This is a genomic window from Flavobacterium branchiarum, assembly GCF_030409845.1.
In the GTDB taxonomy this organism is placed as follows: Bacteria; Bacteroidota; Bacteroidia; order Flavobacteriales; family Flavobacteriaceae; genus Flavobacterium; species Flavobacterium branchiarum.
In genome coordinates this window covers 336,121-361,819 of sequence record NZ_JAUFQQ010000005.1, presented here as the reverse complement: position 1 = coordinate 361,819, position 25,699 = coordinate 336,121, and the positions used below count along the sequence as shown (strand labels likewise).

The window sequence follows — 25,699 nt, the reverse complement described above, 5'->3', positions numbered from 1 at the left end:
GTTGCTAAGGTTCTGAGATTTTTTAGATACAAAGTTGCAAAGGTTCAAAGTTGCAAAGGTTCAAAGGAGCAGAGGTTTAAATTTTCAAAGAGTTTAAAGTTGCTATTTAGTTTTTATTTAGAACTTTTAATCAATAGCTTCCAGCTTTAGCTGGAAGAAAGGAATTCAGATAGTAAAGGCTTTAGCCGAATTATTTTCAAATTTTTGCCTCTTTGTGTCTTTGCGAGAAAAACTAATTTGTTCAATCAGCGTTATAAAAGTTTTTTTTTAAAGAGGCTGAGGTTCTGAGTTGCTAAGATTCTAAGTTTTGAGTTATTGAAACTTCTGCTTATTGAGACTAATACTGAGACTGTTTTCAATCCGTTCAGGATGAGACTGAGACTGATTTTAGCGTCTTTGTGTCTTTGCGAGAAAAACTACTCTGTTCAATCAGCGTTATAAAAGTTTTTTTTAAAAGAGGCTGAGGTTCTGAGTTACTAAGATTTAAATGCAGGGACTGAAAACTGAAAACCAGGATTTGTAAGGTTTGTCAAGCTGAGCGGAGTCGAAGCTATTTACTAAGGTGCTAAGAAACTGAAAACTAGTTTACAACTGAGAATTATAAAACAAAACCCGACAGTTTTTTGAAAGCTGTCGGGTTTGTTGTTTTATTAGAAGGTACTAAGATTAAAAATTTCAAAGTCTTTAGTAGAAATGACTTCAATTTTTAGCGTCTTTGCGAGAAAAACTGCTCAATTAGTGTGGTAAAATGTTTTTTAGTTCCAGAGGTTCAAAGGAACAAAGATTCAGAGGGATTCAGATTTTTAAGAACCGTCCTTCGACTCCGCTCAGGATGACACTGCAACTGAATAGTACTTTTTTGGAAAGTTACAAAGGCACAGTGCCACAAAGAAGCAAAACTTCGGAGTCATTAAGAAACTTGAAACTTTTTTTAAGAAAAAACCACAGTTTTATTACTATAAACCATTGTTTTGCGTTCGGCATGTAATTTTATAGCTCTTGCTAATACGATACGTTCTAGATCACGTCCTTTCATGATAAAATCATCTACCGAATGAATATGTGAAACACGAGCAATATCTTGTTCAATAATCGGACCTTCATCTAATTCTTCGGTTACATAATGGCTTGTGGCTCCAATAATTTTAACCCCTCTTTTAAAAGCCGAATGGTATGGTTTAGCACCAGGAAATGCGGGTAAAAAAGAGTGATGAATATTAATGATTTTGTTTTCGTAAAGTGCAATTAATCTAGGAGTAATAATTTGCATATAACGCGCTAAGACAATAAAGTTAATCTCGTATTTTTTCAGCAAAGCAATCTGAAGTTTCTCCCCTTCCTCTTTAGTGTCTTTAGTAAACGGAACACAGTGAAACGGAATATCAAAACGTTCTGCAATCGCCCTTAAATCATTATGATTACTAATAATAACAGGAATATCAACTCCTAATTCATCGGCACTATAACGACCTAGAATATCAAATAAACAGTGGTCGTATTTAGAAACAAACAATGCCATTTTAGGCTTTTGCTCCTGATTGTATAATTCCCATGACATCTGAAAATCGGTAGCAATAGAATCGTTAAAATCAGATTTAATATCCTCAATAGCAATATTACGATTGGTTAGTTCGCATTCCAGTCGCATGAAGAACACATTTTGCTCCACATCAACATGTTGGTCAATGTAAGTAATGTTTCCTTCCACTTTTAGGATAAAATTAGTCACCGCTGCAATAATCCCTTTTTGGTCTTTGCAATGAATAAGAAAAGTTATTTTTTGCATTTTAGTTTTTTGGTTAGTCGGTTAGTAGTTTGTTATTTAGATTATTTTTTATCCTGCATAGCAAAAACTTTTTTCAGTAAAGGAGAAGTTCTTGCGCTTATATCGGTTCTAATCGTTTTTTCTTCTACGGCAATCATTTTAAATACACCAGCAAGCGCTTGGGTAGTAGTATAATCTGTTAAGTCAGTATTCACCTTTTTCACAAACGGAAGACCGTTGTATTTGGTAATAATATTTGACCAGATTTCATCGGCACCAACTTTGCTAAAAGATTCTTTAATAACAGGGTTAAATTTACTGTATAATGAAGTAGTAGTACTAGATTCTAAATAAGTAGTAGCTGCGTTTTCTTTACCTAATAAAATAGATTTAGCATCATTAATAGACATGTTTTTTACAGCCGAAACAAATATAGGAGTTGCTTCTTTCACAGCATCTTCGGCAGCACGATTCAATACCTTAATACCTTCGTCGGCAAGAGATCCAAGACCAAATTTTCTTAGAGTAGCATCTACTTTTTGTAATTCCTCAGGCATTAATATTTTTACAGCTTCATTTTTATAAAAACCATCAGTAGCCGTTAATTTAGTCACTTGTTTAGCTATTCCTTTATCTAAGGCTTCTTTTAACCCCGAAGCGATATCAACCCCACCAAGGCTTGATAATTTAGAAGATAATTTAGGTAATTTGTTAAGCGTTTCTTGCACCTGAGCATAAGATGTAATAGAAAATGCCAGTGTTAAAAGTAAAATCTTTTTCATTAAATAGTAATTTTATAAGTTTCAAAAATACTACTTATTCAAAAACAAAGCCACAATTTTATTTTAGGAGCACCAACATTTTGTTTTATTACTAACAATGTACCCGCTGTACACTAAATCCGCACCCCAAAAGTGCGGTATACCGTTTCCATCGGGGCTAGACTAGGAAAGATGGTTTTGTATTAGGAGTGTTAACTGAGCAATGTAATTAGCAATATACTTAAAGACAGTGTTAGTTATTTATTGGCATTTGGATATGTTTTTTCTTTGTTTTTAATATGAGAGATAACTTCCCCTGTAGTTGCATCAATTTCAAGTCTTTCTTCTAGAATACCATGAGGCATATGTTCGCGTGGAATACGGATATGATATTTCATTAATGCAGGATTTCTAGTAACAGATGACACACAATTATCATTTTTAACTTGATCTAATTTATCCATTAGGTCAATATCATACTCCATTTTCATTTTTTGCACCAAATCTTGCCAGCTAAACGTATAAGGTTTGTCGTTATTTATCTCTTTAATAAGGATTCCGTTTTCATCATATTCTTTTCGAAAGCCAATAATACAATCATAAAAGCTAGTTATTTTTTTTGTAATCTTCAATGTATTCTTATCGTACATATATCTTTCCTTAATAGGAGTATTTAAGGTAGTATTTGTTTCTTGATAAGAATCATTATTCTCAATAAGATAGGTTTCTACATTTTTACCATCATCATTCTTTTTAATATACCGACAATAGGTATTGTTTTCTTTTTTGCGTTCATTAAATGTTTTTAAATCAAATTTTTTCATGTGCGGTATTTTTGAAATTGCTATTTCAGTTATAGCAAGATATATTGGTTTTGTATTCTATAAATAATTTTTATTGTCCATAAAAGAATAGCAGATCTATTATTTAATAATAGGCTGATTTTTAAATTTCAGGAATAATTTTTTTAAATAATTATTGTAATACTGTTTTTAGTTTGGGTACCAAAAACAAGATTGTTGGGCCAGAATAGTACGTCAGGGGGAATAGGCGTATTATGTAAAAATTATTCTTAAGCCAAAATATTTTTTAACCCTTATAATAAGAGTAGCTATGTTTTATTTGTATTATTTCTATTTGTAATTTAAACATGTTATTGATGAATATTCTAGGTAATAAAATTCTCTTTTGCGTTATTTTTATAAAAACGATCTGTAATGATAGTCGATTGATACATTTATAAGCAAGTAGAATAAATACGAGACACTATGATGATTGTTGTTTTTTGTAGTACTATTACCGTTCTGTTAACTAGTTGATTTTAAAATCTGTACAAATATATAAGAAAAAAGATATAAAATGAAAAATTTGTTTGATGTTACCTATTTTAATATTTGTTTGCGAATATTTTTTTTGATAAGCTTTAAAACTAGATTCAAGATTAATTAAATTTTTTTGTAAATTGCTCTCCTAAAATTATCATATTCTCAAAATGGAACCACAAATACCTTATATTCCTAAAAATAAAGTAAGAATTGTTACCGCAGCATCACTTTTTGATGGACATGATGCGGCAATAAATATAATGCGTCGTATTATTCAGTCAACAGGAGTTGAGGTAATTCATTTAGGTCACGACCGAAGTGTTGAAGAAGTTGTAAATACAGCTATTCAAGAAGACGCAAACTCAATTGCGCTGACTTCTTACCAAGGTGGTCACAACGAATATTTTAAATACATGTATGATTTGCTTCATGAAAAAGGAGCGGGACATATTAAGATTTTCGGTGGTGGTGGTGGTGTAATTTTGCCAAGCGAAATTGCAGAATTACAGGAATACGGAATCACCAGAATATATTCTCCAGATGATGGACGTTCTTTAGGATTACAAGGAATGATAAATGATTTGGTACAACGTTCAGATTATCCTATTGGAGATAAACTTACAAACGAAATCGATCATATCGAAGATAAAAATCCAACGGCAATTGCGCGTTTGATATCGGCTGCAGAGAATTTTCCTGAAATTGCAAAGCCAGTTTTTGATAAAATACACAAAACCAATGCAAATTCTAAAATTCCTGTATTAGGGATTACAGGAACTGGAGGAGCAGGAAAATCATCATTGGTAGACGAATTGGTACGTCGTTTTTTAATTGATTTTCCAACAAAAACTATCGGAATAGTATCAGTTGATCCATCCAAACGTAAAACAGGAGGAGCACTTTTAGGAGATAGAATCCGAATGAATGCAATTAACAACTCAAGAGTTTATATGCGTTCGTTGGCAACTCGTCAATCAAATTTGGCTTTATCTAAATATGTTGCCGAAGCCATTCAGGTTCTTAAAGCAGCTAAATATGATATTATCATTCTAGAAACTTCAGGAATTGGTCAGTCAGATACAGAAATTATGGATCACTCCGATGTTTCATTATATGTAATGACACCAGAGTTTGGAGCAGCGACACAATTGGAAAAAATCGACATGCTTGATTTTGCCGATTTAGTAGCGCTTAATAAATTTGACAAACGTGGTGCACTAGATGCAATACGTGATGTAAAAAAACAATACCAACGCAATCATAATTTATGGGATAAAAACCCAGATGATATGCCTGTTTTTGGAACAATTGCTTCGCAGTTTAATGATCCAGGGATGAATACATTGTATAAATCTATCATGGATAAAATTGTAGAAAAAACAGAGTCGGATTTAAAATCGACTTTCGAAATAACTCGTGAAATGAGCGAGAAGATATTCGTTATTCCACCGCACCGCACAAGATATTTATCTGAAATTGCCGAGAGTAACCGTAAGTACGATCAAACAGCTTTGTCACAACAGCAAGTAGCTCAAAAATTATACGGAATCTTTAAAACCCTAGAATCAGTTTCGGGTAAAATTCCAGTAATTACAAAAACGGGAATCGATGATTTAGGTGCAACAGACGAACAAAATGAAAATCGTGTTTTCTTAAACCTTTTACACAATCAATTTGATAAAGTAAAAATGGATTTAGACCCCTACAACTGGGAGATGATTCTCACGTGGGATGAGAAAGTAAACAAATACAAAAATCCAGTTTACAGCTTTAAAGTTCGTGATAAGGAAATAAAAATAGCAACACATACAGAGAGTTTATCGCACCAACAAATTCCGAAAATAGCTTTGCCTAAATACGAAGCTTGGGGAGATATCTTGCGTTGGTGTTTACAGGAAAATGTTCCAGGAGAATTTCCATTTGCATCAGGATTATATCCTTTTAAACGTGAAGGTGAAGATCCGTCGCGTATGTTTGCAGGAGAAGGAGGGCCAGAAAGAACCAACAAGCGTTTTCATTATGTAAGTGCAGGATTGCCAGCCAAACGTTTATCAACCGCTTTTGATAGTGTGACCTTATACGGTAATGATCCCGATGTACGACCAGATATTTATGGTAAAATCGGAAATGCTGGAGTTTCTATTTGTTGTCTTGATGATGCTAAAAAATTATATTCAGGTTTCGACTTAGTTCATGCTTTAACATCAGTGAGTATGACTATTAATGGTCCAGCACCAATGTTACTTGGATTCTTTATGAATGCAGCAATCGATCAGCAATGTGAGTATTACATTAAAGCCAACGATTTAGAGAAAGAAGTAGAACAAAAAATCACCAAATTATATAAAGAAAAAGGAATCACAAGACCTAAATACCAAGGCGATTTGCCAGCTGGGAATAATGGTTTAGGGTTAATGCTTCTTGGAGTTACAGGAGATGAGGTTTTGCCTTTGGACGTTTATAACGAGATAAAAGCAAAAACACTTTCGCAAGTACGAGGAACTGTACAAGCAGATATTCTTAAAGAAGATCAAGCACAAAACACGTGTATTTTCTCTACCGAATTTGCTTTGCGATTAATGGGAGATGTTCAGGAATATTTTATCACACAAAACGTTCGTAATTTTTATTCGGTTTCTATCTCAGGATATCATATTGCCGAGGCAGGAGCAAATCCAATTACGCAATTGGCATTTACGCTTTCTAATGGTTTCACTTATGTAGAATACTATTTGAGTCGCGGAATGAGTATTAATGATTTTGGTCCCAACTTATCATTCTTTTTCTCGAATGGAGTAGATCCAGAATATGCAGTTATTGGTCGTGTAGCGCGTAAGATTTGGGCAAAAGCCATGAAAATTAAATATGGTGCTAACGAAAGAGCGCAAATGCTTAAATACCATATTCAAACATCAGGACGTTCATTGCACGCACAAGAAATAGATTTTAACGATATCCGTACAACGTTGCAAGCATTGTACGCTATTTATGACAACTGTAATTCGTTGCATACCAATGCGTATGATGAGGCAATTACAACACCAACCGAAGAATCAGTTCGCCGAGCTATGGCAATCCAATTGATTATTAATAAAGAGTTAGGTTTAGCCAAAAACGAAAATCCAATTCAAGGCTCATTTATAATCGAAGAATTAACCGACTTAGTAGAAGCAGCAGTTTTACAAGAATTTGATCGTATTACAGAGCGTGGAGGAGTTCTTGGCGCAATGGAAACTATGTACCAACGTTCAAAAATTCAAGAAGAAAGTTTGTATTACGAAACCTTGAAACACAACGGAGATTTCCCAATTGTAGGAGTAAATACATTCTTGAGTTCAAAAGGATCTCCAACAGTTATTCCTGCAGAGGTTATTCGTGCAACCGAAGAAGAAAAACAATATCAGATAGACATGTTAAACAACCTGCATGAGTTTCATAAAGAATCGGTAAAAGATCATTTAAATACGTTGCAAGAAGCAGCTATTAAAAACGAAAACTTATTCACGCACTTAATGGAGGCTACAAAAGTTTGTTCGCTTGGTCAAATCACTTCAGCCTTGTTTGAAGTAGGAGGACAGTACAGAAGAAATATGTAGATTTTACAATTTTATAGATTTAGAAAACCTCTCAGAAATGAGAGGTTTTTTTGTTCTAAAATTAATTCTTTAAATAATCATACCATTTAAAGAATTAATATAAATTGCTTAATTAAATATTTCAATACTTTAGCAAATCAAAATAGCTGTTAAAATATTACAATGCCTTTTAGTATGGATAAACAAGAAATCATTATTTATAATACAATTGATGGAAAATCTTCTGTGGCACTTTTTGCCAGAGATGGTGATGCATGGTTGAACCAAAATCAATTAGCAGAACTTTTTGACACCTCTAAACAAAATATTAGTTTACATGTTATAAATATATTAAAAGAGAGAGAGTTAGATGAGTTTTCAGTTGTCAAGGATTACTTGACAACTGCCTCAGATGGCAAAAAATATACGGTTACTTTTTATTCTTTAGCAATGGTTTTGGCGATAGGTTTTAGAGTACGAAGTAAAAGAGGAATTCAATTTCGTCAATGGGCAAATCAAAATTTGCAAGAATTTATGATTAAGGGTTTTGTCATGGATGACGAGCGTCTTAAGAATCCTAACGGAAGAATGGACTATTTTGATGAGTTACTCGATCGGATACGTGATGTTCGAGCCTCAGAGAAAAGGTTTTATCAAAAAGTTAGGGACTTATTTTCTTTAAGCAGTGATTATGATAAAACAGATAAAGCAACTCAGATGTTTTTTGCCGAAACACAAAATAAAATTTTATATGCTATTACTGATAAAACTGCGACTGAAATAATCGTTTCTCGAGCTAATCCAGACGAGCCTAATATGGCTTTAACCAGTTGGAAAGGTAGCTTAGTAAGGAAACAAGATATTTATATTGCTAAAAATTATCTTACCAGTGATGAAATTGACAGTCTGAATCGCTTTGTGGTTGTATTTCTTGAAACGGCAGAGTTAAGAGCAAAAAATAGACAAGACATCACTATGAGTTTTTGGAAAACCAATATAGATCGTATTATTGAATTTAATGATAAAAAAGTATTGGATCATAAAGGAAGTATAAGTCACGTAGAAATGGAAAAAAAAGTTGACCTTATTTACGAAAAGTTTAACACGCAACGAAAGAGCTTAGATGCTCAAAAAGCTGATGAACAAGATTTGGAAGATTTGAAACAATTAGAAGATAAAATAAAAAACAAATCGAATTAATGTCCACACTTACATGAGTTTCATAAAGAATCGGTAAAAGATCATTTAAATACCTTGCAAGAAGCAGCGATTAAAAATGAAAACTTATATGCTCACTTAATGGAAGCTACAAAGTTTTGTTCATTGGGTCAGATTACTTCAGCTTTGTTTGAAGTAGGAGGACAGTACAGAAGAAATATGTAGATTTTACAATTTTATAGATTTAGAAAACCTCTCTAGAAATGAGAGGTTTTTTTGTTTCACAACAAGAGAACTGAATATAAGTTTTTTCTTAATTTTTTTTTAGTTTTATTGAAAATAAATATCTTAAATTTGAAATATAGAATTTATTACAAATTACAGTATTATGAGTCAGTTAGGAAACATCCAATTATTCGAAGAAAAGAAAGTAAGAACTATTTGGAGTCAAGAAGAAGAGAAATGGTATTTTTCTATTGTTGATGTTATTGAAGTATTAACGAATTCTGATAGATCAAGAAAGTATTGGAATGATTTAAAAGTTAAGTTACAGAAAGAAGGAAGTGAAGTGTCCGCAAAAATCGGACGTTTGAAATTACAAGCATCTGATGGTAAAATGCGTTTGACTGATGTAGCGGATACGGAACAATTATTTCGTTTGATACAGTCAATTCCGTCACCAAAAGCTGAACCATTTAAATTATGGCTGGCTCAAATTGCAAATGAAAGATTAGACGAAATGCAAGATCCGGAACTTTCCATTGATCGCGCTTTAGAGCAATATTTGCAAATGGGGTATTCAGAAAGCTGGATAAACCAACGACTTAAAAGTATTGAAATTCGTAATGAATTAACTAAAGAATGGAAAAATAAAGGAATTAAAGAAGGAGTTCAATTTGCTGTATTGACCGATATTATTTCGAAAACGTGGTCTGGTAATACCACTAAAGAGTACAAAATACTTAAAGGACTAAAAAAAGAGAATTTGAGAGATAATATGAGTAATACTGAGCTTATTTTGAATATGCTCGCTGAAGCTTCTACTAAAGATATTTCAACTGCTGTTAATCCTGATGGTTTTGAAAAAAGCAAAGAAATTGCTCAACAAGGTGGTAATGTAGCTAAAGTAGCATTGACAGAATTAGAATCAAAAACGGGTCAAAAAGTGGTATCTTCATTAAATGCTAAAGATACTTTTAAGTCATTAAAAAAATGAAATATTTCTTTATAAATTGTTTTTTTGATGCGATCAAAAATGAAAACTTATTTACTCACTTAATGGAAGCTACCAAAGTTTGTTCATTGGGTTCATTTTGTTTTATGTAAAAATATACGAATAGAAATAAATAATTGATTTAGCTTAGATGCACGAGCAAGATATATGCACTAGAAAAGGATTACTTTGTCTATTTGCTATCGCTGAGGTTTTTATTACTTAAAAGCACAAGTTTGCGTGTTTTCTTTGCTCAGTCTTGTCTTTCTGAGGAACGAAGAAACTCCGCTGGGAACTAACATAAAGTATTGTTAAATTGTCGAGTTACAAGATGTGGTTACTTCGTCTATTCGCTATCGCTGAGGTTTTTGTTACTTAAAAGCACAAGTTTTCGTATATCTTCCTTTTTTTTTATTAAACATGAAGATTTGTAGGTAAATTAGCCTACGTAAACAAAATAAATCTTGCCAATTTTGGAATATGAATATTTCAGAAGAATCTTTTATTGTAAATTTTGGAATTCACATTAGACAGCTACGTGATAAAAAGGGAATTTCTCAACAAGATCTAGCCAATTATTGTGGCGTTACCAAATCTCAAATATCCAGAATAGAAGTTGCAAAATTAAACACAGGTATAAGAACTCTTGTGAAAATTGCTAACGCTTTAGATATTGAACCTAAAGAGTTATTAGATTTCTCAATGAAAAGAGAAGTCTAGGATTTAGCTTAGGTGCTCGACCAAGAAGCTCGCTTTAGCGAAGTGAGAAAGAAATAGATTTTATTGTAAAAACAAATATGTTTTTTACATATTGGCTTATATTATACTTAATTATTATCTTTGAATTATGAGCAGACTAACAAAACCAAATCATATAGGGCGAAAAATTAGCCGTATTCGTGAAATTCGTGATATGAAGCAGGAAGCTTTGGCGCAGGCCATGGGAACAAACCAACAAGCTGTATCTATTATTGAGAATAGTGAAACGGTAGATGAAGATAAACTAATTGAAGTAGCAAAAGCACTTGGTGTCACTGTTGAAGCAATTAAGAATTTTTCTGATGAAAGTGTCTTTAACTATTTCAATACTTTCAATGATTCAGATAATAATTTTAATAATTACAACACTTGTACTTTCAATCCATTAGATAAGTTAATGGAATCTGTAGATGAAAATAAAAAATTGTACGAGCGTTTACTTCAAGCCGAAAAAGATAAAGTTGAATATTTAGAGAAATTACTAAAAGAAAAATAAAAATCTTTTGGCTTTTTAAATTTTAATCTAATGGAAAATAAAATGTCAAAATCGCTCTCCAATGGTCTTCAAGATTCTATTGATGATAATGTTTTAAACCTTTTAAGGAATGAAATTCAAAAAGGAATTAATAGTGGTCAAGTGGAAGATTTTAATCCTATAGAATATTTAAAAAAGATAAAGACTCAAAGAGAAACAAAATCTTAAAACATAAAAAAAGACAGTCTAAATTTTTAGACTGTCTTTCTCATTTATAATAAAAACGGTAATTAACGACGAAAAGCGGGGTTTTTATTCACGGTTTCGTCAGTCTTTTTATTTGTTTTAGAAGATTTTACAAGAATCTCATGTTTTACAGTCTTAGCATTGACTTGTACTTCAAGATAGTAAGTTCCTGCTGGGAATTCTTCAAGGCTTAATGTTTTTGAAATCTCAACTTCATTAGTTGCAGTTCCTTTGTATATCAAATGTTTCTCGTTATCAAAAATAGAGAAATTCGATTTTTGTTCCCCATTCAAGGTAAAACTAACCACTTTGCCATTTCCGGTTTTTATATTCAAAATATAATCACCTCTTCCATCAATTGCATAAGTACTCATTGTTGTCAAAAAAATAACCAATACTAAGCTTAATCCTAAAATCTTCTTCATGTCTTTGTTTTTGTTTTAATTTTCAAAATCGTGGTGCGCAAAACTACAAATAGTTTGCTAACAGAAATATTTATATTATGTTAAATTTCAGATCTAAGTTGCTGATTTAAAGTTGCTTCTTTGCGATCTGTTGCTATATACGGATTTAGAGAAGTTTTGGTTTTTATTTTAGCACTTTTTTTAATCAGTATTTTGCATTTTTATGGTAATTGATATGTAAAAAATGATTTTAAAGTAAAAAGCAACTAGTTGAATGTCGCATTTTTGATGATTTCCTATTCTGTAAAATCAAAAGAATAGCTCTTTTAACTAATCTTTTTTGGCATTGTTAAAACATGTTTCTTCTATGCGTTAAAATATTTGTGCCAATAAAAGTTAAATACTTTCATTAAGTAATGACTTAGAAGTAAGCGGTTAATTGTAAAATGATTCATTTTGTATGTTAGAAAAATTTATATTTACATACTTGTTTTTTAGAATTTTGTAACAAACAAGCAGTAGATCGTTAGATTTAATCAAAACAACCAAAAAGATAACTTAATGAATTTATTTAGAACACTTTTCGTATTTGCTCTAACAGGAATAATGGTCACAAGTTGTGGTAAAAAAGAGCAAACTGTATTTCCAGATCCTTTAATAACAAACAGAGATACAACTGTAAATCCTGCAGATGATTTCTTCAATTATGCCAATAACGGATGGTTTAAGAAAAATCCAATTCCGAGTACCGATAGCAATAACGGAATCATGAGAATTATTATGGATACGATTAATAAGCAAATAAAAACTATTTGCGAAAAATCGGCTACAGATAAATCGGCTGTAAAAGGAAGTAATAAGCAGAAAATTGGAGATTTTTATGGCTCTGGTATGGATACAATTGCCATTGAAAAAGCGGGATTGTCTCCGCTTAATAACGAAATCAAAAAAATTGAAGCTATAAAAGACATTCCTGCTTTGGTGAGTTCTATAGCGCATTTACAAACAATAGGAGCTAGTCCTGCTTTTTCATTTTATGTATCGCAAGACGATAAAATAAGTACAAAATATGCGTTGTTTTTTAGTCAAGGCGGATTAGGTATGGGACAAAGAGATTTTTATCTTGATACCGATAAGCGCAATGATTCTATTCGTAAGCAGTATTTAATTCATCTTAAAACAATGATGAAATTTATGGGCGAAGATGAAGCTACAGCTTCTAAAAGTGCTGCAAGTATTATGAAACTTGAAACTGCCCTTGCAAAATCATCTCGTAAGTTGGAGTTGCTAAGAGATCCAATAAATAACTACAATAAACTTACAGTAGAACAATTTAATAAAACAACGTCGAATATTGATTGGAAAAAAGTTTTACCAGTTTTAGGAATTGCCAAAGCAGATTCTGTAATTGTGGGGCAACCAGAATTTTTTACAGCATTAAATGGGTTACTAAAAACGCATCCTGTTGAAGAATGGAAAACATATCTTAAATGGAATTTGGTAAATTCTTATGCTGATTACTTAAATGCAGCGGTTGAGAAGCAAAACTTTAAATTCTTTTCTACAGTAATGAATGGAGTTAGCGCTCAAAAACCAAGATGGAAAAGAGTAGTTGGTCAGACAGATAATTATTTAGGAGATTTAGTAGGACAGGTTTACGTAGCTGAATATATGCCTAAGGGAGTTAAAGAAAAATTACTAGAGATAGGTAATAATATACGTGATGTATTTGCTTTGCACATTAAGAAATTAGATTGGATGAGCGATACCACAAAACAGAAAGCGCTTCAAAAACTGAATAAGATTGTTATGAAAGTTGGATATCCAGATAAATGGAAAGACATGAGTAAACTAACTATCGATAGAAACTCTTACTGTGGTAATGCGATACGAGCTAATTCTTGGCATTATACAGATATGGTTAATAAATACGGTAAGGCTGTAGATAGAAACGAATGGGTTATGCAACCACAAACATACAATGCATATTATAACCCAAGTAATAACGAAATTGTAATTCCTGCTTGTAATATTATCGTTCCTGGTTATGAAGGAAGAATGCCAGATGATGCCATCTTATACGGAATTCTTGGAGGTTCATTCTTTGGGCATGAAATTACACATGGTTTTGACGATCAAGGAAGCCAATATGACGAAAAAGGGAATTTAAATAATTGGTGGACAGCTGAAGATTTGAAAAAATTTAAAGAGAAAACCAAACTGATTGTTTCGCAGTATAATAAGTTTACTGTACTTGGAAAACATGTTAATGGCGAAGCAACTCAAGGAGAAAATATTGCTGATTTAGGTGGTGTTGTAGTAGGTTACGAAGCATTTAAGAAAACGGCACAGTATAAAAATAATGAAAAAATTAGCGGTTTAACGCCAGATCAACGTTATTTCCTTTCGTATGCTTACTCATGGATGGTAAATAGGAGAGACGAGTCGAAGATTAACCAAATCATGACCGATGTACACGCTCCAGAACAATTTAGAGTAAATGGTCCATTAAGCAATATGCCAGAGTTTTATAAAGCATTTAATGTGAAAAAAGGAGATAAAATGTATCAACCAGATAGCTTACGAGTAGTTATTTGGTAGGTTTGTTTTTAGAGGTACTAAGGTTCTAAGTTGCTGAGATTCTAAGTTTTTTAGGTTCAGAGGTTCAGAGGGGCAAAGGTTTAATTTAAGCGTAAAATATTCGCAAAGTTGTCATGCCGAGGCATGAGGTATCACACAAGTAGCTCATGATTTTGTGTGTTCAATCTAGATAAAACCTCTGTCCCTTTGATTCTGAGAACCTCAGTACCTTTTTTCAAAGCGTAAAATATTTGCAAAGTTGTCATGCCGATGCATGAGGCATCACGCAAGAAGCTCGACAATTTGGGAGTTCAATCTAGATTAAAACTCTGTCCCTTTGAGCCTAAGTACGTCAGTACTTTTTTTAACCTTTGTCCCTTTGTTTCTGACAACCTCAGTACCTTTTTTCAAAGCGTAAAATATTTGCAAAGTTGTCATGCCGAGGTATGAGGCATCACGCAAGAAGCTCGACAATTTGGGAGTTCAATCTAGATAAAACCTCTGTCCCTTTGAGCCTTTTTTCAAACCTTAGAACCTTAGCAACTCAGAACCTCAGACCCTTTCAAAAAAACCTTTGTTCCTAAGTATGTAAGTACTTTTAAAGATCTTAGTGCCTCAGAACCTTTAGAAAAAACCTTTGTCCCTTTGAGCCTAAGTACGTAAGTACTTTTTTTAACCTTTGCTCCTTTGAGCCTTTTTTCAAACCTTAGAACCTTAGCAACTTAGAACCTCAGAACCTTAAAAAGAATGAAAAACATTAAAATTATATTGATAACTGCTTTTTTATGCAGTTCGCTTTTGACTTATGGAGCCAAAGTAGATACGTTGCAAATAGCGAGCGTAGCAATGGGGAAGACATACAAAGCGGCCGTAGTATTGCCAAATTCGTATTCCAAAAGCAAAGCTTCGTTTCCGGTATTGTATTTATTACATGGTGCTTATGGGCATTTTGGGGATTGGTTAAAAAGTACACCAGATAAAAAATTAGTGCAAAATCTATCCGATCAATACAATTTGATTATTGTAATGCCAGAAGGAGAGAAATTTAGTTTTTACTTGGATAGCCCAGTAAACAAAGAAAGTCAGTTTGAAACGTTTATAACCAAAGAAGTAATTGAGAAGATAGACAAAACCTACCGAACGATTAGCGATAGAAAAGGAAGAGTAATTTCTGGGCTTTCTATGGGAGGACACGGAGCATTGTCATTATCGGCGAAGCATCCAGATTTATTTTGTGCTGCCGGAAGTATGAGTGGCGCAGTAGATATGGGAGGAATGTTAAATCGAGATTCGGCTGCTGAGGTTGTAAAGCTAATGCAACCCGTTTTTGGAGATAAAAGCAATGATGTAGAGCTGTACAAACAAAATGCAGTTTTAGGAATGGTAGATAAAATAAAAGCCAATAAGCTAGCTTTAATAATAGATTGTGGCGTAGATGATTTCTTAATCGAGCCGAATCGTGAATTGCACCGAAGATTGTTATACAATAAAGTAGCTCATGACTACACCGAAAGACCAGGGGCGCACACATGGGAATATTGGGAAAATGCATTGCCGTATCATGTATTGTATTTTAACAAAGTCTTGACTAAAAACGGAGTTGTAGTAAATTAAAAAGAATATTCTTTAAAATAATTGAGATTTTTTAAAGTTTTTAACATTGGATTTCAGTGCGTTATATGTTTTTTTGATTTTTTTTATGAATATTTCAATGCGGATTATTTTTTTTGGTTTGATTTTTGGAATACCTTTATATATAAAACATAAAAATAAAAAAACATGAAAAAGATAATTACACTTTTTGCAATTATAGGATTAGTTGCATTTTCAAGTTGCGAAGGACCAGAGGGGCCAATAGGCCCTCCAGGATTTGATGCTCCTCTACCTCAGGCATTTCAAATTAACAATGTTGATTTGGTGAGAAAAACAAACTTTAAATATGAATTTTCTAATGCATTTGCTGCGTATGTAGATGGAGATTTATTTAATGATGAAACTGTTTTGATTTATAGAAAAATTGGTCAAATAAATTCTGCAACTCCAATTTGGCAATTAATACCAAAAACAACTAATTTTGATAATGGTGATGTTGTCGATTACTTTTTTGATTTTAGTAAAGTTGATTTTTTAATTACTGTAATTGGTTCTTTTAATCTTAATGAAGTGCCTGATTTTATTAGAAATCAAACTTTTCGAGTAGTAATAATGCCTTCAGCTTTAATGAAAGCTTCAGTAAATAAAAATAATTACTCTGAAGTTATGTCTGCTTTAAATATTAAAGAAAGTCAAGTTCAAAATATTAATTTCTAAGTGTTAACTTTTAATATTACAACAAAAAAGGGAATCGTAAGATTCCCTTTTTTGTTGGTTTACTTTTTTATAAAAGTTAATTGTATTTTATTACGAATTCTTCTTGTGTCTTGGTATTCAATGATTAAGTAGTATGTTCCAGTAATTAAATTTGCAACATTTAGAGAAATTAAACTTGAATTGATTACAGAAACATTATCAGGTATAATTATACTGCCTGTAGCATTTACTATACTTATTTTAGCATCTGCTAAATTATCTTTAATACTTTCAATATTTAAAATTGATGTTGTTGGATTTGGGTATAATATTGTTAGAGGTTTTTCATTCGTACGCGTTAGATCGAAATTTATTTTGACGGTATTACTCGTATGGTAATTATTATACTCGTAATCAATTAGAATGCGTCTGTAGTATTGTATTTTAGATTGATTGTAATTATAAGGTCTCCGATTCCCATTGTTTGATGGGATATAAAAAGGTGAAAAATCTTTACTATTTGCTCCAAAAATATCTTCCCAGTTTAACCCATCTTCTGAAACTTGCCACTGATTAAAAGATGAAGCATAAATATAATCGCCAACAATGGTATCTGCTGTGTCTCTAATTGCTGTTGTTAATGTTTGATCACAACAAATTATATTTTCTTTGTGATTATTAATAATAGGGACTATACTTACTACATTACTTGAGGAAGAGTTTCTGGTTTTTGATTCATTTAATGGATTTTCAAGGATTAACCTTCTATATTCCATACCTCTAATTGTTTTTGGAGGGGTATAATTTATTTGTGTAGCTCCAGGAATATCTTTCCAACCGTATTGGTAAAAATACTGGTCATTTAAGATATGCCAGGTGAGTGGGTATTTAATTCTAGTTTGCCATTGGTAATTATTTAATAAATTTGTAACTATTTTAGAGTAACGTGTGCCTGGCATATTTTCTATATGAGTTTCGGAGGCTTGGTTTCCTATGATAGTATTGGGAGTTTCTTCATTACTTAAATATTGATTTGAGTTAATTTTATTATCTACATTTAAACCTTTATACTGAGAAAGAAAATTAACAACATAAGTTGCGATTCTTTCACTGTAGATTATTCTTCCATCTTTAAAAGTTGTTTCTATTCTTAATTCCGCAGTGCCTGGGGTGTATAGTCTTGTGTCGTCTGTTATGTATTTATATGGTCTGTAGTTTGTAATTGCCCAATTTTGATGGTCAATGTCTGTGAAATTTATATATTCAGGTAATAAAGGAGTGCCTCCATGTGGTATTATTTGAATGTCATTTTTTGTATTTGGTAGAACTTGCGGAGGCTTTATTCCATCTTTTGTGATACTAATGTTATTGCTTTTGTAAGTTACATTAGTTGCGTTTTTATACTCAGCATATAGATACCCTCCTGAAGTAGTAAAATCGCTCCAGTTTAAAGATATTACAAATTGTCGACTTGCTACTTTTCCTCCTCCAAAAAAAAGTGAACCTCCATTACCACCAGATGGTATATTGCTTCCCAGTGCAGTAGCTTTAACATAATATACATTTATAGTTCCATTGTTTCCTGTGGCAGTAGGAAATTCAACTTTAACCTCTAATGATACGCTTGATGTAGAGGTTGATTCAAGGTTTATAGGTCCTGAGGTGTAGCCTCTGCCATTTACAACTAGAGGGGTAAGGGTTACTTTTTGCCCAAGTATAATAGTTGTATTAAATAAGAATAATAAAATGTAATAAAAGTATTTCTTTTTCATAAGTAAATAAATTAATAATTTGTAGCTAATTTACGAATTTATTTATTATTAAAATAATTTTAAGTATTCTTTTTCTTATTTTTTTAATATTTGAGGTCGTGAAAAGACAAAATGAAATAGTATAAATACCTTTACTATTTAATAGAATTTGATGCTTTATCGTTAATGAAAATCAGTGTTTATCTGTGTTTCGCGATAGCGAATCTGTTCAATCTACGTTCTATTTTTACAGAACTAGGTAAGATAGATTGAGCTTAAAAATTTAAATGAAATTTCACGGTTTTAAAAATCCGCGTTAATCTGTGTTTTCGCAATAGTGAATCCGTTAAATCCGCGTTGCATTCTTTACACAAACAGGCTAAGCAAGACAAGACTTTAGTGGTAATGTGTTTTTGTAACAAAGTAAATCCATGTTTCCGCAATAGCGAATCCATCCATCTGTGTTCTATTTTTATTTAAATAGGTTAAATAAAATCAATCTTCAGGTTCGGAAACTTTTTCTGTTTTTGTACCCGATTGCAAAGAAGCCATAATTCCAATAATCAATGAGAGACCGATAAAAGCAAGTGAGCCCCATTCGGGTATTTCGATATAATCGTGAAGTAACATTTTAACACCTACAAAAGTTAAAATTGCAATTAAGCTATATTCTAAGTGTCTGAATTTTGCCAACATGTTGGCAAGGAAAAAATACATGGAACGCAATCCAAGAATTGCAAAAATATTTGAACTGAATACTAAGAACGGATCAGAGGTAATTGCAAGTATGGCAGGGACGCTATCAACAGCAAATAACACATCCATTACTTCAATTATGATTAACGCAACGAATAGGGGAGTTGCTGCTTTTCCTTTGGCTGTTCTGATGAAAAAATTTCCATTATCAGTTTCAGAAGTGATAGGTACTATTTTACTTAATGTTTTATAGGCAAAAGAGTCCTTTGGATGAAAATCCTCTTCATTTCCTGAGAATAGCATTTTCATTGCAGTAAACAATAAGAAACCTCCAAATAGATAAGTTGTCCAAGTAAATTTATTGATTAGCATTACGCCAAAGAATATCATAATACCTCTAAATACAACTGCGCCTATGATTCCCCAAAACAATACGCGGTGTTGGTATTTTTGTGGAATCTTAAATGAGGAGAAAATGATAGCTATTACAAATATATTATCAATACTTAATGATAGTTCGATTAAATACCCTGTGATGAATTTTATTGCTGCAGCGGAAGGTTTTAATCCGTCCGGATTTCCGATATAGTTGGTGGTGTACAACCAATAAATTACTCCAGAGAATATAAAGGAAACGCTTACCCAGATAAGTGTCCATTTACTGGCTTCTTTGGTACTTATAATATGTGGTGTTTTATTAAATACTCCGAGATCTAGAGCGAGTATACCTATTATACCTATTAAAAATAGAATCCAGACTGTCATAAACTATTTTTTTTGAATGTCTTACAAAGATAGTTGTTTGGCTTTTGACTTAAGATGCGTATTGTCAATATTTTAATTGTGAATTTTGTGAAGAAAGAGAAAAGAGAAAAGAATAAAGAAAAAAGAATAAAGAGTAAAGATTTTGGATTGAGAAGGGAGATGCTAGAATAAAGAGGAAAGAGGAAAGAGAAAAGAGGAAAGAGAAAAGAATAAAGAGAAAAGAATAAAGAGAAAAGAGAAAAGAATAAAGAATAAAGAGAAAAGAAGTTAGAATAAAGATTTTGGATTTAGAAGGAAGATATTTGAAGAAAGAGAAAAGAAGTTAAAATAAAGATTTTGGTATTGAAATGTGAGATGTTTGTATTGAGGTTTAGAAAAAAGATTTGAGAAATGAAACGCTGGGTTGGTGGAGTAAGTACTCTAAAGTATCTTTTTGGAAGTAATAATATTGAGTATTTACTCAATAAGGTTGATTAGTCTCCATGTTTGACATCTTGCTTCTTTCGTCTCACTTCTCACTTCTCACATTTAACAGATGGCATTTCACTAATCATGTTTCGCCTAAAATGAGAAAAGTGCCTACATATATATGAGGCACTTTTGAAATTGTATTATTGGCTAAAAAATTACAAAGCTGATTTAACAGTTTTGATAATTCTTGCAGCGATTTTATATGGGTCACCGTTAGATGCTGGTCTTCTGTCTTCTAGCCAACCTTTCCAACCTTTTTGTACTGTAATTAATGGGATTCTTATTGAAGCTCCTCTATCAGAGATACCGAAAGAGAAATCATGAATAGAAGCAGTTTCGTGTTTACCAGTTAAACGTAAATCGTTATATGCACCATAAACAGCAATGTGTTCAGCGGTAACAGGGCGGAAAGCCTCACAGATTTTTTCGTAAGTAGCTTGGTCTCCACACGTTCTTAAAATTTCGTTAGAGAAATTTGCATGCATTCCAGAACCATTCCAGTCTGTATCACCAAGTGGTTTAGGGTGGTACTCGATATAATAACCGTATTTTTCAGTCAAGCGATCAAGTAAGTATCTAGCAATCCAGATTTCGTCACCTGCTTTTTTTGCACCTTTAGCAAATAATTGAAATTCCCATTGTCCGCAAGCAACCTCTTGGTTGATTCCTTCAAAGTTAAGACCTGCAGCGATACATAAATCAGCATGTTCTTCGACTAATTTTCTACCGTGAGTGTTTTTTCCACCTACAGAGCAGTAGTACATACCTTGTGGAGCAGGATAACCTCCAACAGGGAAACCTAATGGCAATAAAGTTTTAGTGTCCATGATAAAGTATTCTTGTTCGAAACCAAACCAGAAATCATCATTGTCATCATCAATAGTAGCTCTACCGTTAGAAGGGTGAGGTGTTCCATCAGCATACATAACCTCAGACATAACTAAGTATCCATTGATACGTGTTGGATCAGGATAAATTGCAACAGGAACTAATAAACAGTCCGAAGAGCCGCCTTGAGCTTGTTTAGTCGATGATCCGTCAAATGACCAATTACCAAGTTCTTCTAATGTTCCTTTGAAATTTTCGTGTTCTTCAACTTTAGTTTTGCTTCTAAGATTCTGAGTTGGCTCATATCCATCTAACCAAACATACTCTAACTTTATTTTAGCCATAATAATATAAATTAATTTTTTTTGGATTTTTTTGTTGGGTCAAATATATATTTATTTTTTTATTGCTCGAAAAACGGGGGTAGTTTTTATTTAAGCTATTGTTATTTTTTTCAAAAGCTCATTTTTTGATTCCTAAACTTTTAAATAGTCAATTTTATGGGGGTATAAAAAATAATATCGCAATTATGGATAGATTTTTTTTTAAAAGAGTATTGTATAGTGGTTCTTAAATTGTGTCAATAATACTGAAAACAGTGGTGTTTTGTTAAATTGCTTCGAAAAGAGAGGGGTGTAGTTTTAAAAAGTTACGTAAAAGGGACTGAAGGGGGTATAAAAGAGGGGATTTATTATTATATTTGCACTTTATTATAGAGTCTAAATTAATAATAACTTAAAAATTTGTCATCATGTCAACAATACGTTTCCAAGCTTTAAAAGAAGCCTCAACAAGAAAGCCTGTTCAGTTTGAAGAAACCGACAGAAAATCAACCATTTTTGGTTCTAATGTATTTAACGATAAAGCAATGAAGCAGTATTTGACTTCGGATGCATTTAAAGGAGTACAGGGAGCGGTTCAGCATGGAACTAAGATAGACAGAAAATTGGCAGATTATATCGCAATGGGTATGAAAGAGTGGGCTCTTGCAAAAGGAGTTACTCATTATACACACTGGTTTCAGCCATTAACAGGTACGACAGCAGAAAAGCACGATGCCTTTTTTGAAACGTCGTATGATGGAACGGATTCATTTGAGAAATTTGGAGGAGCGCAATTGGTACAACAAGAGCCAGATGCTTCAAGTTTTCCGAATGGAGGAATAAGAAATACATTTGAAGCAAGAGGATATACAGCTTGGGATCCAACATCGCCAGCATTTATTTTTGGAACTACTTTATGTATTCCTACTGTTTTTATTTCATATACAGGAGAAGCATTAGATAATAAGATTCCATTATTAAGAGCACTTTCTGCTATAGATGATGCTGCAACAGATGTTTGTAAATATTTTGATAAGAATGTAAAGAAAGTTACTGCAACTCTTGGATGGGAGCAAGAATATTTTCTTATAGATAAGTCTCTTGCTGAATCTCGTCCTGATCTTATGATGACAGGAAGAACGTTATTAGGACATACATCTGCAAAAGGACAACAATTAGATGACCATTATTTTGGTTCTATTCCAACTCGTGCATTAGTTTATATGAGAGATTTGGAACAAGAATGTATGTTGTTGGGAATACCAGTAAAAACACGTCATAATGAGGTAGCACCAAATCAGTTTGAGTTAGCACCAATTTTTGAAGAGACAAATCTAGCTGTAGATCATAACTGTTTATTGATGGATGTAATGCAAAAAGTGGCCGAACGTCATCACTTTAAAGTATTATTTCATGAAAAACCTTTTAAAGGAGTTAATGGTTCAGGTAAACACAACAACTGGTCGTTGGCAACAGATACTGGGGTTAACTTATTAAGTCCAAGTAAAACTCCGATGAGTAATTTACAGTTTTTAACGTTCTTTATCAATACGATTAAAGCAGTTAATGATTATGAAGAATTACTAAGAGCTGCAATTGCTACAGCAAGTAATGACCACCGTTTAGGGGCTAATGAAGCGCCACCTGCAATTATCTCTGTATTTATTGGAGAGCAATTAACAAAGGTATTAGCAGAATTAGAAGGGGTAACAACTGGGAAATTATCACCAGAAGAAAAAACGGATTTAAAATTAAATGTAGTAGGTAAAATTCCAGATGTACTTTTGGATAATACCGATAGAAACAGAACTTCGCCATTTGCATTTACTGGAAATAAATTTGAATTTAGAGCAGTTGGTTCAACAGCAAACTGTGCTAATTCAATGACTACCCTAAATGCGATTGTTGCAAAACAATTAAAAGACTTTAAAATTGAAGTTGATGCTTTGATTGAGTTAAAGGACATGAAGAAAGACGATGCGATCTTTAATGTGTTAAGAGAGTATATTAAGGTATCTAAAAAAATCCTTTTTGAAGGAGATGGATACAGCGAAGCATGGGAAATTGAAGCTGCTAAAAGAGGATTGAGTAATCATAAAACAACTCCACAGGCATTAAAAGCAAGAGCATCTAAGCAAGCATTGGATTTATTCTCAGAATTGGGAATTATGAATCACGTTGAGGTAGAAGCGCGTTATGAAATAGAATTAGAGGAGTACACTAAGAAGATTCAAATAGAAGGAAGAGTTTTAGGAGATATTTCTAAAAACCATGTTATTCCTACTGCTATTCGCTACCAAAATACATTGATAGAGAATGTAAAAGGATTGAAAGAAATTTTTGGAGATGATTTCCTTACTATTGCTAAAGAGCAAATTGTATTGATAAAACAAATTTCTGGACATATAGAAGGAATCAATTCTAAAGTAGAAGCGATGACTAACGAAAGAAAAAAAGCAAATCATCTTACAGATGCGCAAGAAATGGCCGAGGCTTATTGTAATAATGTAAAACCTTATTTTGAGGATATTAGAAATCATTGTGATAAACTAGAGTTACTTGTAGATAACGAAATTTGGACATTGACTAAATATAGAGAGTTATTGTTTACGAAATAAGAGATAACCCTCATAACTTAAAGGTCTGGTATAATGCCAGACCTTTTTTTATGTTAAAAATCTAATAAGTTTTTTTTAAATACATCTTAAAGGATAAAAACGGAATCTAATATTGCTTTAATAGATTTAGTAATTTTTTTCTTATGGAGATTTAAGATAAAATTAGTAGTTCATCGTTATTGTTTTGCATTTCATCGAAAATGAGTGTAACGTGTTGTAAAATAGGTATTTGTATTTGTTTGGTTAAAATAAAGTTCTTTAAATTTGAATCGTAATTAAGAAATTAAAAACACTTCTATTAATTTTTATTTAACTTATTTACAATTACATTTTTTGAAGTGATTCCCCTTCACAAAACCTACATAATAATTTGTATTAATAACCAATTAAATATATTTATTATGAAAAAAGTAGTTTTAAGCATCTCCGCGATGCTATTTGTAGGTGCTGCAGCAATTGCGCAAGCCAACGTAAGTGATGTAAATCAAGTAGGTTGGATTAATGGAGCTTTGGTAGCTCAGGTAGGTTCTTCAAATGACTCACAAGTAACTCAGCTAGGTTTAGCAAATTTAGCTTTTGTTGGTCAAACAGGAGATTCAAATGAATCGGATGTTGCTCAAGTTGGTATTTTTAACATAGCAGCTGTAAGCCAAAATGGTGATAGTAATAATGCTACTATTGGGCAATTAGGTCTTGGTAATATTGCATTAATTGATCAAATGGGTGATAATAATAGTGCATTAACTGCGCAAGCAGGAGCTTTTAACTATGCGTCAACTACTCAATCTGGAGATAATAACAATGCAACAACATTACAATTTTTCGTAGGTAACTCATCAACTATTGATCAAGATGGAGATGGGAATAATGCTTTTGTTGTACAGTCATACTGGTTTAACACTTCTAATATTTATCAATTAGGAGATGGTAACACAGCGATTACATCTCAACTCGGATATGACAATACATCAAATGTTTACCAAAATGGTCTTGCTAATTATGCGCTTACATTACAATTTGGAAACGATCATATGAGTACTATTTCTCAAGCAGGAATTGCAAATGGAGCTATAGTTTTTCAATCTAACTAAGTCTTTACTTGAAGAAGTGAAATTTAAACTTTACTTGTAATTCAGTTTATACCAGTTTTATAGATTTAGATATAAAACTGGTATAAATTTTTAACTAAAAAATATTTTAAAAATGTATCATGAAACCAATAATGTATTTAATAGTATTTCTATTTACAAGTATTGCTTTCTCGCAGGATATTAATCCAGTTCTAGATTCGTATGCTATAAAAGCCTATGAAAGTAACGCTAACGATAGAAATCAAAATAGTAATCTGTTTGTTCAGAATAATAATATTGTAAATATTATGCAAATCGGGAATTACAATACTTCGAATGTAAGTATCATTAGTAATAATGCCAATGTAGTTCTTAGTCAAATAGGGAATGACAATTATATAAATATGTACAAGAAAGCGCCCGAAATTAATCAATCGGTTGTTCAAACTGGGAATAATAATATGGTGAGTGATTTTTCTTTATACTCCAGTGGGGCCATAAATATGTCGATTATTCAAAACGGAAGTAATCTAAATGTTTTTAATAATGGATCAAATTCTATATCCGAGGGAATGAGAATTACTCAAACTGGAAATTCGGGTACAATTTATATTTTCAATCATTAAG

The 25,699-nt window shown here is 32.3% G+C and carries 19 protein-coding genes; 12 read left to right on the top strand and 7 right to left on the bottom strand.

Going from position 1 to position 25,699, the window contains the following annotated elements:
• Window positions 1-931 precede the first annotated feature (931 nt).
• The 3 genes from purU to QWY99_RS13570 all read right to left on the bottom strand — a co-directional run bounded on the left by purU (window position 932) and on the right by QWY99_RS13570 (window position 3,350).
• Window positions 932-1,786, bottom strand: coding sequence for a formyltetrahydrofolate deformylase (purU, locus tag QWY99_RS13580; RefSeq protein WP_290266023.1), 855 nt, complete (start codon window positions 1,784-1,786; stop codon window positions 932-934).
• A 41-nt stretch (window positions 1,787-1,827) separates the two neighbouring features.
• A complete protein-coding gene (locus QWY99_RS13575) occupies window positions 1,828-2,547 on the bottom strand; it encodes a DUF4197 domain-containing protein (RefSeq protein WP_290266022.1) in 720 nt (239 codons plus the stop codon).
• 236 nt (window positions 2,548-2,783) lie between these two features.
• Window positions 2,784-3,350 (bottom strand): hypothetical protein, encoded by a 567-nt coding sequence (locus tag QWY99_RS13570; protein ID WP_290266021.1) that lies wholly within the window; start codon window positions 3,348-3,350, stop codon window positions 2,784-2,786.
• Window positions 3,351-4,018: 668 nt separating this feature from the next.
• Between QWY99_RS13570 and QWY99_RS13565 the strand changes: the two genes are divergently transcribed.
• The 6 genes from QWY99_RS13565 (at window position 4,019) to QWY99_RS13540 (ending at window position 11,259) form a co-directional block, all read left to right on the top strand.
• A complete protein-coding gene (locus QWY99_RS13565; protein ID WP_290266020.1) occupies window positions 4,019-7,447 on the top strand; it encodes a methylmalonyl-CoA mutase family protein in 3,429 nt (1,142 codons plus the stop codon).
• Between the two features lie 174 nt (window positions 7,448-7,621).
• Complete coding sequence (locus QWY99_RS13560) at window positions 7,622-8,626, top strand: virulence RhuM family protein (protein ID WP_290266019.1); 1,005 nt, start codon at window positions 7,622-7,624, stop codon at window positions 8,624-8,626.
• A gap of 346 nt (window positions 8,627-8,972) precedes the next feature.
• Window positions 8,973-9,800, top strand: coding sequence for a BRO-N domain-containing protein (locus QWY99_RS13555; RefSeq protein ID WP_290266018.1), 828 nt, complete (start codon window positions 8,973-8,975; stop codon window positions 9,798-9,800).
• 477 nt (window positions 9,801-10,277) lie between these two features.
• On the top strand, window positions 10,278-10,517 hold the full coding sequence (locus tag QWY99_RS13550) for a helix-turn-helix domain-containing protein (RefSeq protein ID WP_290266017.1): 240 nt from the start codon (window positions 10,278-10,280) through the stop codon (window positions 10,515-10,517).
• 127 nt (window positions 10,518-10,644) lie between these two features.
• Window positions 10,645-11,052 carry a helix-turn-helix domain-containing protein gene (locus QWY99_RS13545; RefSeq protein ID WP_290266016.1) on the top strand — a complete coding sequence of 136 codons (408 nt, stop codon included), beginning with the start codon at window positions 10,645-10,647 and terminating at the stop codon, window positions 11,050-11,052.
• A gap of 30 nt (window positions 11,053-11,082) precedes the next feature.
• Window positions 11,083-11,259, top strand: a complete 177-nt coding sequence (locus tag QWY99_RS13540) for a hypothetical protein (RefSeq protein ID WP_290266015.1) — start codon at window positions 11,083-11,085, stop codon at window positions 11,257-11,259.
• 62 nt (window positions 11,260-11,321) lie between these two features.
• Here the strand turns inward: QWY99_RS13540 and QWY99_RS13535 are convergent, their stop codons facing one another.
• Entirely contained in the window at window positions 11,322-11,702 is a 381-nt protein-coding gene (locus QWY99_RS13535) for a T9SS type A sorting domain-containing protein (RefSeq protein WP_290266014.1), read from the bottom strand.
• Between the two features lie 540 nt (window positions 11,703-12,242).
• Between QWY99_RS13535 and QWY99_RS13530 the strand changes: the two genes are divergently transcribed.
• The 3 genes from QWY99_RS13530 (at window position 12,243) to QWY99_RS13520 (ending at window position 16,571) form a co-directional block, all read left to right on the top strand.
• Window positions 12,243-14,282: a M13 family metallopeptidase gene (locus QWY99_RS13530; protein WP_290266013.1), complete on the top strand. Its 2,040-nt coding sequence runs from the start codon at window positions 12,243-12,245 to the stop codon at window positions 14,280-14,282.
• A 726-nt stretch (window positions 14,283-15,008) separates the two neighbouring features.
• Window positions 15,009-15,875, top strand: a complete 867-nt coding sequence (locus QWY99_RS13525; RefSeq protein WP_290266012.1) for an alpha/beta hydrolase — start codon at window positions 15,009-15,011, stop codon at window positions 15,873-15,875.
• Window positions 15,876-16,040: 165 nt separating this feature from the next.
• A complete protein-coding gene (locus QWY99_RS13520; RefSeq protein ID WP_290266011.1) occupies window positions 16,041-16,571 on the top strand; it encodes a hypothetical protein in 531 nt (176 codons plus the stop codon).
• A 59-nt stretch (window positions 16,572-16,630) separates the two neighbouring features.
• Here QWY99_RS13520 and QWY99_RS13515 read toward each other — a convergent pair whose 3' ends face one another.
• The 3 genes from QWY99_RS13515 to QWY99_RS13505 all read right to left on the bottom strand — a co-directional run bounded on the left by QWY99_RS13515 (window position 16,631) and on the right by QWY99_RS13505 (window position 21,405).
• Window positions 16,631-18,322: a T9SS type A sorting domain-containing protein gene (locus QWY99_RS13515; protein ID WP_290266009.1), complete on the bottom strand. Its 1,692-nt coding sequence runs from the start codon at window positions 18,320-18,322 to the stop codon at window positions 16,631-16,633.
• Between the two features lie 474 nt (window positions 18,323-18,796).
• Complete coding sequence (locus tag QWY99_RS13510) at window positions 18,797-19,762, bottom strand: TerC family protein (RefSeq protein WP_290266008.1); 966 nt, start codon at window positions 19,760-19,762, stop codon at window positions 18,797-18,799.
• A 626-nt stretch (window positions 19,763-20,388) separates the two neighbouring features.
• Entirely contained in the window at window positions 20,389-21,405 is a 1,017-nt protein-coding gene (locus tag QWY99_RS13505) for a glutamine synthetase beta-grasp domain-containing protein (protein WP_290266007.1), read from the bottom strand.
• A 407-nt stretch (window positions 21,406-21,812) separates the two neighbouring features.
• On the opposite strand from QWY99_RS13505, the gene QWY99_RS13500 reads away from it, so the two are divergent.
• The 3 genes from QWY99_RS13500 to QWY99_RS13490 all read left to right on the top strand — a co-directional run bounded on the left by QWY99_RS13500 (window position 21,813) and on the right by QWY99_RS13490 (window position 25,698).
• On the top strand, window positions 21,813-24,002 hold the full coding sequence (locus tag QWY99_RS13500; RefSeq protein WP_290266006.1) for a glutamine synthetase III family protein: 2,190 nt from the start codon (window positions 21,813-21,815) through the stop codon (window positions 24,000-24,002).
• A gap of 401 nt (window positions 24,003-24,403) precedes the next feature.
• Window positions 24,404-25,093, top strand: coding sequence for a hypothetical protein (locus QWY99_RS13495; protein ID WP_290266005.1), 690 nt, complete (start codon window positions 24,404-24,406; stop codon window positions 25,091-25,093).
• Window positions 25,094-25,212: 119 nt separating this feature from the next.
• Window positions 25,213-25,698 carry a hypothetical protein gene (locus QWY99_RS13490; protein ID WP_290266004.1) on the top strand — a complete coding sequence of 162 codons (486 nt, stop codon included), beginning with the start codon at window positions 25,213-25,215 and terminating at the stop codon, window positions 25,696-25,698.
• Window position 25,699 lies beyond the last annotated feature (1 nt).

Excerpts from the sequence above, each read along its gene's own strand:
- purU (WP_290266023.1), bottom strand. The coding sequence starts at position 1,786 with ATGCAAAAAATAACTTTTCTTATTCATTGCAAAGACCAAAAAGGGATT.
- QWY99_RS13575 (WP_290266022.1), bottom strand. The coding sequence starts at position 2,547 with ATGAAAAAGATTTTACTTTTAACACTGGCATTTTCTATTACATCTTAT.
- QWY99_RS13570 (WP_290266021.1), bottom strand. The coding sequence starts at position 3,350 with ATGAAAAAATTTGATTTAAAAACATTTAATGAACGCAAAAAAGAAAAC.
- QWY99_RS13565 (WP_290266020.1), top strand. The coding sequence starts at position 4,019 with ATGGAACCACAAATACCTTATATTCCTAAAAATAAAGTAAGAATTGTT.
- QWY99_RS13560 (WP_290266019.1), top strand. The coding sequence starts at position 7,622 with ATGGATAAACAAGAAATCATTATTTATAATACAATTGATGGAAAATCT.
- QWY99_RS13555 (WP_290266018.1), top strand. The coding sequence starts at position 8,973 with ATGAGTCAGTTAGGAAACATCCAATTATTCGAAGAAAAGAAAGTAAGA.
- QWY99_RS13550 (WP_290266017.1), top strand. The coding sequence starts at position 10,278 with ATGAATATTTCAGAAGAATCTTTTATTGTAAATTTTGGAATTCACATT.
- QWY99_RS13545 (WP_290266016.1), top strand. The coding sequence starts at position 10,645 with ATGAGCAGACTAACAAAACCAAATCATATAGGGCGAAAAATTAGCCGT.
- QWY99_RS13540 (WP_290266015.1), top strand. The coding sequence starts at position 11,083 with ATGGAAAATAAAATGTCAAAATCGCTCTCCAATGGTCTTCAAGATTCT.
- QWY99_RS13535 (WP_290266014.1), bottom strand. The coding sequence starts at position 11,702 with ATGAAGAAGATTTTAGGATTAAGCTTAGTATTGGTTATTTTTTTGACA.
- QWY99_RS13530 (WP_290266013.1), top strand. The coding sequence starts at position 12,243 with ATGAATTTATTTAGAACACTTTTCGTATTTGCTCTAACAGGAATAATG.
- QWY99_RS13525 (WP_290266012.1), top strand. The coding sequence starts at position 15,009 with ATGAAAAACATTAAAATTATATTGATAACTGCTTTTTTATGCAGTTCG.
- QWY99_RS13520 (WP_290266011.1), top strand. The coding sequence starts at position 16,041 with ATGAAAAAGATAATTACACTTTTTGCAATTATAGGATTAGTTGCATTT.
- QWY99_RS13515 (WP_290266009.1), bottom strand. The coding sequence starts at position 18,322 with ATGAAAAAGAAATACTTTTATTACATTTTATTATTCTTATTTAATACA.
- QWY99_RS13510 (WP_290266008.1), bottom strand. The coding sequence starts at position 19,762 with ATGACAGTCTGGATTCTATTTTTAATAGGTATAATAGGTATACTCGCT.
- QWY99_RS13505 (WP_290266007.1), bottom strand. The coding sequence starts at position 21,405 with ATGGCTAAAATAAAGTTAGAGTATGTTTGGTTAGATGGATATGAGCCA.
- QWY99_RS13500 (WP_290266006.1), top strand. The coding sequence starts at position 21,813 with ATGTCAACAATACGTTTCCAAGCTTTAAAAGAAGCCTCAACAAGAAAG.
- QWY99_RS13495 (WP_290266005.1), top strand. The coding sequence starts at position 24,404 with ATGAAAAAAGTAGTTTTAAGCATCTCCGCGATGCTATTTGTAGGTGCT.
- QWY99_RS13490 (WP_290266004.1), top strand. The coding sequence starts at position 25,213 with ATGAAACCAATAATGTATTTAATAGTATTTCTATTTACAAGTATTGCT.